Origin of the sequence: Paenibacillus xylanivorans, from assembly GCF_001280595.1 — a bacterium.
Lineage (GTDB): Bacteria > Bacillota > Bacilli > Paenibacillales > Paenibacillaceae > Paenibacillus > Paenibacillus xylanivorans.
This window is the reverse complement of the sequence record NZ_LITU01000045.1, coordinates 78,631-87,500: the sequence shown is the minus strand read 5'-3', so window position 1 is coordinate 87,500 and position 8,870 is coordinate 78,631. Positions and strand designations below refer to the sequence as shown.

Sequence of the window (8,870 nt, the reverse complement as noted above, 5' to 3'; positions counted from 1 at the left end):
GAGGAGGCGGGGTATCCCAATGCCAGTTATTTTAACCGCCAGTTTTTGGCTCATGAGGGCATGACCCCAACGGATTATCGTGGGCTTTACCACAGTTAAATGTAGTGATGTCCGTTTGTTTGATTTTGCGGGAATTCTCGATGTTTGACAGAGCGTTCAATCAAGTCTATTATAGATAAATTAAATCCGTATATAATGAGGTGCCCTCATGAAATATTCGAAAGCTACAAACTATGCCCTGCACACCATGCTTTTTCTGGTTGCTACCGAGCCGGAACAACTGGTTAGTGTACATCAATTAGCTGAGATGCAGAAAGTATCTCCAACCTACTTATCTAAAATTTTGACCAAGCTGGTCAAAGCCGGCATGATCGAATCAACTTCTGGTGCCAATGGTGGTTATCGGCTTAGCCGGAAGAATCCGGACCCTTCTTTTCTGGAGATTATCCATGCGATTGAAGGACAGGCTTCCCTGTTCGAATGCTCGCAGGATCATAACGAAGGCTGCCTGATTCAGCAGGTGATGGTTCGTGCGGAAGAAGAGATGGAGAGCTATTTGAACAATAAAAAAATGTCTGAGCTGGCCGCCCAGATGAAAGCTGCACATTCCATATAACCTGAATTAGAGGTGCAGTTGATCCTGTCGCTGCGCCCGAGAAGGGCAAATTTAAAATCCTTCTTCCCCGCTTAAGGGGAATGGAAGGATTTTTTGCTTTACTCGAACGCTATTGCTGCGTCATTGGGGCTTTGGTGTGTTCGTGCTTTTACGTTCACTCAGAATTCGATCCGAATCTGACTTAGAGTGAAAGCGTCTGATGTTTCTCTTTTGAAAATTGTTGTGTGACAACAAGCATGCCTAACGAAAGCAGAACAAGCAGCAGACATACCCAATAGGAGTTTCGATATCCCCACGCTCCGGCTGTCCATCCCCCTACCAGACTGCCAAATAATCTTCCCAACGTGGAAGCGTTGGAATAGAGTGTCGACGCATAGCCAGGCATGGATGGAAGCAGATCCTGCATGTAACTGATACCGATAGCAGAGATGACGGCGACAAAGAATGCGAGCAGTAGTTGTCCTGCCAGCAAATGCCATAGTTCCGTGGAGAACAAAACAATTACATAGTAAGCAGCACCCATCAGAGAGCCCCATAACATGAGTGAGCGGTTTGGATACCTTGAGGCGAGCAGACCCAAGCCTAACATTATGGGAATTTCAAGCCCCGCGCAAAGACTGGAGATCCAGCCAACTTCCCGAGTTCCCTCACCCAAATGGTGAATAATGAACAGTGATGCATTCAGGTTATTCATCCAATGTGCCATATACAGGAGTGTGGTAATGAGAAAAGGCATATAGATTCTTGCATCCTGATGCAATTTCAGGTGTACGCCACCCGTAGATGCACGAAGGGGAGAAGAATCGGGGGCCTTTTTTAAGAGAAAGAAAAATAATAGCGCATTAATCAAAAAAATAGAACAGGTTGAACTAAAAATGCCGGAGTAACCAATGTACGCAATCAATAAAGTACCGAATAAAGGTCCCGTAATAAACCCCAGTGAAAACGCGGAGCGCAGGGTGGAATTGGCCACAGCATGATCGACGTCCGTTGCGGCATTGACCGCTTCTCTTGCAGCTGCGAACAATTGTGGCATGGCGGGAGATCCGAGTGCAGTCATCACCGTCATGTAGATAAACAATAGAGTGAAGTCGTGGATCCACAGGTACCCGGCAAAAGCAAGGGCATTGCAAATCATGGCAGTCACCAGAATGATTTTGCGAGCCCCGGGTTGATCCGATCGTCTGGCGATCCAGGAACTGAATAGCACACCCGCCATAAGAGTTACTGCAGTGAATAATCCAAATGTAGCAATGGATACTTCGAGGCGAGTTGTAAAGTAGACCGCCAGAAAGGGAGCGCTTATTGAAATAGCCATGCCTTGCAACAACATACAAACGAAAAACAGTCGGTATGTAGGGATACGAAATAGTGAATTAAACTGTTGAAGCTTCATGTGTGATTAGACATCCCCTTGGTTTTATCGTTCTCTAGATATATATACTATCTGGTTATAATATAAGAAAAACAGAGATAAAGTAATACGGAGTGCTATTTTTTCCTAATAAAAGACCAAAAAAGCCAGAGATCAGACCCCATCGGTCCAATCCCTGGCTTTCTTGTATGAAGAGTCTACTATCAAATCCTTTTGAACTGCTTAGTGTGAGGCAATGGTTTTCTTCCGTGACTGCATTCTCAGATACACCTGGGAGAAAATAATGGATGCCAGAGCAACCACGGTCATACCCCAGAAAATGTTGGTGTAAGCTGATGATAATGGCATTTGCTGCATTGCAGTCAGAGCCACGCCAGTTACGGCAACACTAAATGCACCGCTGAAGAACTGGCTAAGTTGGAACAGTCCCATACCAGCACCAACCTGATCCATCGTCAGATTGCCCGATAACTCATTGGATACACTGGTTGTCAGTGCAGAGAAGCCTACGCTAAGCAGAATGTATACGGCCATAATGGCATAGATGCTGTCGTCTGCAAAAAGAGCAAACAATCCGGCAGCAGCGAGCAGCAACCATGGTGCGAATTTGAGCAGTTGTGTATTGCCGTGTCGGTCAATCATGCGGCCAATCCGATTGGATAACAGCATGGACACGATTGCACCCGGGAAGATGACGAGCCCGGACTGGGCCGGGGTCAGGCCATACAGGTGTGCCAGAATTTGCGGCAGTAGGAACAGCGTCGAGAAGTTGTTAATGTACGATACAATCCCCAGTGAGCTGAGCATCATATATTTTTTGTTTTTGAACAAGGCCGGTTGAACAAAGGGATCAGCCGCACGGCGAATTCGTAACCAGAATAGAACCAGTGCAGCCGCACCAATAACGAGGGTTACCCATTCACGCGAAGTCAGGAATAGCAGAACGCCGGTTGTTCCGATCGCCAGTAACAGCGCGCCGAGCAAGTCGAATGAACCCTTTTGCGGCATTTCACTTGGAAGCAATTTGAAAAATACAGGGATCAGAAACAAGGTTAGTCCGGTAACGATAAACAGATCATGCCAACCGAGAAACTGTGTAATACTGCCGCCGATCACAGGTCCGAGTCCAAGACCCAGTGAGCTGGCAGACATGACAACAGCCATGGATTTACCCCGGCGGTCACTTGGAATGTAACGAGTAATAAGAACAATAGCTAGCCCTGGTACAGAAGCTGCACCCGCAGCCTGAATCAGACGTGCAATGAGCAGAAGGATAAAATGGTTACTGAAGAAACCAAGAACAGATGCCGCACCAAGTAGTGTAAGACCGGTCGTAAACAGGGTGCGAATTGGCACAAAATCCGATAGACGTGAGAACGTGATCGAGGAAATAGCAAAAACGATGGAATAACCGGTGACAATCCAGGAAGAAGAGACAGATGAGAGCATAAATTCGGCTGCAATTTTGGGTAGGGCCAGATTGAACATCATCGTATTCATAACGACAAGCACAACGGTGAAGCCAAGCAGACTTACGATTAAGCCTTCCTGTATTCCAGTTGTCCGTTCCCCAGATGATGCAGTTGCGGTGTTGTTCATAAAAACCTCCTAATTGATTTGTATTTCGCAACATTTCAGAAACGGAGTGTAACATTTGCAAAATGTGGTATGTGTGAATCCCATGCCTGACAGCAGGGGATACATAAACGAAATAGGTTTATAAGTTCGATTGGTATCGAACATTAGAAATATATCATGGAACTGTGCTAAAATACAATGGATAGTCTGAAAAAAGGAGACTACAACGATGAAAATTTTGCATCATCCTCAAGTGGAGGATATTGAACTTTCTTCTGTATTGTACGCTTTAAGTGATCCCATCCGTCTTGGGATTGTAACAGAAGCAGCCAGAAATGGTGAGCAGCCATGCAGTCATTTTCGTGCACCTGTTGTGAAATCCACGATGTCACACCATATTCGGACCCTGCGAGAAGCCGGAGTCATACGGGTGAGAGTGCAAGGTACACAGCATTTCCTGACGCTAAGATCCGAGGATCTGGAAGTGCGTTTTCCAGGTCTGTTGCAGCCTTTGTTACAAGCGGCAGCTCAGTCCGAAATACATGATTCCTAAAAAATGTCCTTTCTTCAAGCCGAAGAGGGGACATTTTTTTATGTTTGGCATGTTCCATACTGCTGCGACACTCTGTGTCGTACCATGCCCTCTATAATAACGGTGAACACACAAACCATATCGAAAAGAGGTTCACAAACGTTGGCAAAAACAAAAAGAGGACGCGTCCTGTGGAATCTACCATCCCGAGGAAGAGGAACATGCCCGGTGTGCAGCAGTACCCGGATTAAATTGTTGTATTCGCAAACAAAAACAGATGGTACGAGTATGAAAGTATGCAAGAAATGTTCCAAAGCCGTGCAGTCCAGAGTGGACAAGGTAACCGTATAACATAACAGGCCTGTTCTTCGGAACGGGTCATGTCTTTTGGTATAATACAATTAGAAAATACGGAATGAGCCAGGGGGCGGGGAAATGAGCAATATGCATCGTATTCACTGGTTTGACGAGCAGATTCGGAGTGGACGTTTTCCGAACAGCAGCTGGCTTGCACGAGAATTTGAAATATCCCGGCGCCAGGCCCAGCGTGATATTGAATATATGGCGATTTCTCTGCGTGCCCCCCTGGTGTATATAGCAAAATATCGAGGGTATTGTTACGAGGATCAGACCTACCGGCTGCCCCATTTATATATGACGGAAGAAGAACAGCGGGTGCTTAAGTATCTGGCACATCGTTATCGGCATTACAATTATGAACAGTCGGATGCGGTAAAGCGTGTGGCACATTTGCTTGAGCGTTTTACCCTTGAGGAGCAGCAGGCGGAAAATAGTCAGCTTCCTGTTTTTAAAGCAGATCCGCAGCAGCTTCAGTTCTTTGAGATTTTGTCCCATGCGATTGCCGAATCGCGCAAAGTACATATTCATTACAGAGATCATACCGGAGAACGGCAATTTACCTGGTGTCCATTAAAGATGCTATCCCAGTTCAACGCCGATTATGTGATTGGCTATGAAATGGACCCTTTACAGCAAAAGGCCATCCGGCTGGAGGGCATGATTCATGTGCAGATGACGAACGAGACGTTTCATTGTCAGACAGACGGGTTGCTGGGTGTATGGGAAGAAGCTTTGCCTGTTCATAAACCGTTTGTCGCTGAGATAAGGCTGAAAGAAGTACAGCAAACGGAGCTGTGGCAAGGATATCGGATTCGGGCGAAGCAAGATGAGATTCACTCTATTGAATTTTATGACACGGATGCTTTCCTACAGCATTTGTTCATTAGTGAGTGGGAGGAACTGTTGTCTCCAACGTGGCTTAGACGAAAGCTTCTGCAAAGTGCTGAAGGAATAATCGACAGGCTTACAATACAGCGCAAGGTTAACGTGAATTAGAACAAGCATGGAGAGGAGATTTTTTTTGACTGGAGTTGTGTTAGAAAACCTGATAATGAAGAGAGATTCCAAATCGTATGTGGATAGCCTGCACGCCATATTAATCCATGCGGGTCTGTTTCAGGGTTCCAAATATGTGCTTGCTGGATATACGGGCATGGCATTCAAACTTTCGGTGCACCGCAGACTACTGCCAATGTCGGTCACTGCCTATGGACAATGGGGAGAATCCCATCGCCCTGGAATGGATAACCTGGGGATATTCACGATCTGGGATGGAGGACGGACACGTCACCCCACATTCGGGTATTACCAACAGGATGCGGTGAATTGGGTGAAGCGCAGTCTGGATGGAGGCATCGGGGTGATCTACTGGATTCCGGAATTTGGTGTCATTCACGGGTATGATGACAGTGATCGCATCTTTTATGTGCAAGACGGCTGGAGCAAGGAACCACAGATTTTGCTGTATGACAATTTCGGACTAAACTTCACCGGGTTCTGGTATTGTCAGGTCTTTGGTGAACAGGTACATATCCCCAAACAACAGATGCTGCTGGAAGCATTGAGATTGGCGATTGAGGATTGGGATGTACCTTACAGGCTGCTGCCTGATCAGAATATCGCTTCGGGCAGACTGGCGTATGATGTGTGGGTGCAAGCCCTTCGAAGTGGAGATTACGATGAATCGGGTGCTGCTTATATTTTGGAATCCTATTGCCAGTCCCGAACTGATATTCAGATGTACTTGCAGGATGCGCGCGGAATATGGACTGAACTGGACCAGGCCTATGCATGTTATGAACAGCTTGGAGCATTGATTATACAGATGAAGGGATGCATGATTCAGGAAAATAACAGATGGATCCTGCAGGCAGACGCCACAGAGAAGCTGGCACAGGCTTTATTGGAAGCGAAGACATTGGAAGGCCAGGCTGTTGATTATTTTCGCTTGATATCCCTAAAGTATCCTGACCGCAAACGGTCCACTGTACCCCGGTGGGGAGCACACTCGGCAAGGTAGGAAGGGAGGAGTAGAGGATGGGGAGCAAAATACTGCCGGATTGGATTCATTTTATACAGAGCAGCAATTCTGCACGTGAACACATATCATGGAACGGAGCGGGCTCCTATATAGATGCGATGTACCGGATTCTGATGCATAAACAGTGGTCGGATTTACCGCGTCACATGATTGCGGGGATGACCGCAAGTGTGTTTCGATTAGTAGTAGATCGGCGTCTAACGACAGAATCGATTTCGGCATACAACTGGATGGCTGAGAATTTTGTAGCTGCGGATTTCATTGGCGTCACGACCGGACAACACGGGGGATTTTCGTTCGAGCTGACCTTTCCGCTCTATCAGAAGCAGGCCTTGATGGATATCAAAGCTTCCATTGACCGGGGTGTAGGGGCCATTCTATGGCATGATCAGTTTGTCATTTGCACGGGATATGATGATGGGGAGCAGGTACTACTTATCTGTGAAAGTAAAGGAAATGAGATTGTTCGTCTGCCCTATGATTCTTTTGGTCGGAACAGTACACCATACTGGTACTATCAGGTGCTTGAATCTCATACAACCGTAGACGTATGGGAAGTGTGCAAGGAATCATTAATTCAGGCCGTGTACAAATGGGAAACCCATGATTATATGCTGCCTCCTCAGGATTACGCCTGTGGACCCGCTGCATATGCAGCCATTACTGCTGCTCTGCAATCTGGTGCATATGAAACCGATCAAGCTGCCGTGGTTTTGCGCTATTATACTAAATCAAGACAGGATATGGCCGCCTATGTTGCAGAGCTTGAGCATTTATCCAATCAGATGAATCATGTTGTGCAGGAGTATGCGTTACTCGCAGACCTATATGCACAAATGATGGAGAAGGTTGAAGATTCAGCAGCGTGGGATGCAAAGGAGCCCGGACATGTGCAGAGGGTGATCCATCTGATCAAGCAGGCTGGGGAAACGGAACAGTGTGCCATCGATGCCATTAAACAGGCCTTCCCTGAGACAATTGGCAACCGTTTTGAGGATATTGGATTAAGATGAATGGAACAGTATACAGGAAAAACAAAAATACCGGATAAAGGCTGAAAAGCCTATTCGGTATTTTTTTGCATTTCGCCCCATAGGAGTCCATTGCACATCCTTATTTCAACCTGCACAAGAAAAAATAACCATAAATTCGATTTTGGGGTAATGTGCAGCTCCCTTTGTTCCGAATATTATAATAGATGGTCTTATTTGGATGGAGGATATTGAAGGACAACAGGGGGCGGGAGTATGGTGCATAATCCGAAAACCATTCAGGAATGTATCGAAAAGGCACGACAGAGGCTCTACCAGATTGCAAATTCTCATAAAGAACTGTGGCATCCGGAGGTCATTCGTCAATCGATGGTTCTGGATGAGCTCATTAATGAATATAACAACGCCATTCGCGGGAAATCATCCCGAAGTAAATAAATGCATTTTAAACCTCGGGATGAAACGATGCGAATTCATTCGGTATACGAACCCTATTCTTTTACAGCCCCAAGCACAATTCCTTTTACAAAGAATCGCTGCAAGAACGGATAAACGAGTAGGATTGGTAGTGCTCCGATAAAGATTTGGGCTGCGTTAACGGTACGCTGCGACATGTTCTGAAGCTGTGTCGCATCGACATTCATATTGGAGAAATCCTGCTGCACGATAATGGTTTGCATCAACGTAGCCAGCGGATATTTTGCTGCATCATTCATATAGATCAGCCCGTCGAACCAGGAATTCCACTGCCCTACCATGGTGAATAGGGAAATTGTGGCAATGGCGGGCATGGATACAGGCAGATAGATTCGGAACAGGGTGGTAATGTGGTTAGCCCCATCGATGAATGATGCTTCTTCAAGCTCTTTCGGAACGTTACGGAAGAAGTTCATCATAAGAATCAGGTTCCAGACTGCAACAGCGCCTGGTAAAATCAGAGCCCACATAGTGTTGATAAGCCCCAGCTTTTGAATCAAAATATAGGACGGAATCAGCCCACCACTGAATAGCATCGTGAAGATGAAAAACCACGCATACAGCGAACGTCCCTTGAAATTCAAACTCTCTTTGGATAGAGGATATGCCGTCAGGGTGACTAGCACCATACTGAGCAGCGTCCCGAAAACGGTACGTTGGACCGAGATCCAGAGCGCGCTGAGAAAGTTGCTGTTACCAAACGTTTTGGTATAGGCATCGACTGTAAAATCAATCGGCCAGAGCGTTACCAGATTGGCAGAAGCTGCCGCTTTACCGCTGAAGGAAACCGCCAGAATGTGAACAAGCGGCAGCACACACAGCAGCGAGACGGCCGCGATGAAGAACAGGTTGAAGCCGTTAAATATACGGTATCCGGTCGTTTTGTGATACACCTTAAT

10 protein-coding genes and 1 pseudogene are annotated in these 8,870 nt (G+C 46.4%); 8 read left to right on the top strand and 3 right to left on the bottom strand.

Going from position 1 to position 8,870, the window contains the following annotated elements:
* Positions 1-99: pseudogene (locus AMS66_RS33555) on the top strand (AraC family transcriptional regulator); the annotation flags it as partial.
* Between the two features lie 109 nt (positions 100-208).
* Positions 209-616: an Rrf2 family transcriptional regulator gene (locus AMS66_RS07390; RefSeq protein WP_053780182.1), complete on the top strand. Its 408-nt coding sequence runs from the start codon at positions 209-211 to the stop codon at positions 614-616.
* A 181-nt stretch (positions 617-797) separates the two neighbouring features.
* Here the strand turns inward: AMS66_RS07390 and AMS66_RS07385 are convergent, their stop codons facing one another.
* Together AMS66_RS07385 and AMS66_RS07380 are read right to left on the bottom strand one after the other, a co-directional pair.
* Positions 798-2,012 (bottom strand): sugar efflux transporter, encoded by a 1,215-nt coding sequence (locus AMS66_RS07385; RefSeq protein ID WP_053780181.1) that lies wholly within the window; start codon positions 2,010-2,012, stop codon positions 798-800.
* Positions 2,013-2,213: 201 nt separating this feature from the next.
* Positions 2,214-3,590, bottom strand: coding sequence for an MFS transporter (locus AMS66_RS07380; RefSeq protein ID WP_053780180.1), 1,377 nt, complete (start codon positions 3,588-3,590; stop codon positions 2,214-2,216).
* Between the two features lie 208 nt (positions 3,591-3,798).
* On the opposite strand from AMS66_RS07380, the gene AMS66_RS07375 reads away from it, so the two are divergent.
* The 6 genes from AMS66_RS07375 to AMS66_RS07355 all read left to right on the top strand — a co-directional run bounded on the left by AMS66_RS07375 (position 3,799) and on the right by AMS66_RS07355 (position 7,932).
* The gene (locus AMS66_RS07375; protein ID WP_053780179.1) at positions 3,799-4,122 is read left to right on the top strand and encodes an ArsR/SmtB family transcription factor; all 324 of its coding nucleotides are present in this window, start codon (positions 3,799-3,801) and stop codon (positions 4,120-4,122) included.
* Between the two features lie 141 nt (positions 4,123-4,263).
* Complete coding sequence (locus AMS66_RS33550; RefSeq protein ID WP_082350606.1) at positions 4,264-4,452, top strand: hypothetical protein; 189 nt, start codon at positions 4,264-4,266, stop codon at positions 4,450-4,452.
* An 84-nt stretch (positions 4,453-4,536) separates the two neighbouring features.
* Entirely contained in the window at positions 4,537-5,457 is a 921-nt protein-coding gene (locus tag AMS66_RS07370; RefSeq protein WP_053780178.1) for a helix-turn-helix transcriptional regulator, read from the top strand.
* Between the two features lie 55 nt (positions 5,458-5,512).
* Entirely contained in the window at positions 5,513-6,481 is a 969-nt protein-coding gene (locus AMS66_RS07365; protein WP_236703266.1) for a C39 family peptidase, read from the top strand.
* Positions 6,482-6,498: 17 nt separating this feature from the next.
* Complete coding sequence (locus AMS66_RS07360) at positions 6,499-7,515, top strand: hypothetical protein (RefSeq protein WP_053780176.1); 1,017 nt, start codon at positions 6,499-6,501, stop codon at positions 7,513-7,515.
* 234 nt (positions 7,516-7,749) lie between these two features.
* Positions 7,750-7,932: an aspartyl-phosphate phosphatase Spo0E family protein gene (locus AMS66_RS07355; RefSeq protein WP_053780175.1), complete on the top strand. Its 183-nt coding sequence runs from the start codon at positions 7,750-7,752 to the stop codon at positions 7,930-7,932.
* A gap of 53 nt (positions 7,933-7,985) precedes the next feature.
* Here AMS66_RS07355 and AMS66_RS07350 read toward each other — a convergent pair whose 3' ends face one another.
* Positions 7,986-8,864 carry a carbohydrate ABC transporter permease gene (locus AMS66_RS07350; protein ID WP_053780174.1) on the bottom strand — a complete coding sequence of 293 codons (879 nt, stop codon included), beginning with the start codon at positions 8,862-8,864 and terminating at the stop codon, positions 7,986-7,988.
* Positions 8,865-8,870: the final 6 nt, after the last annotated feature.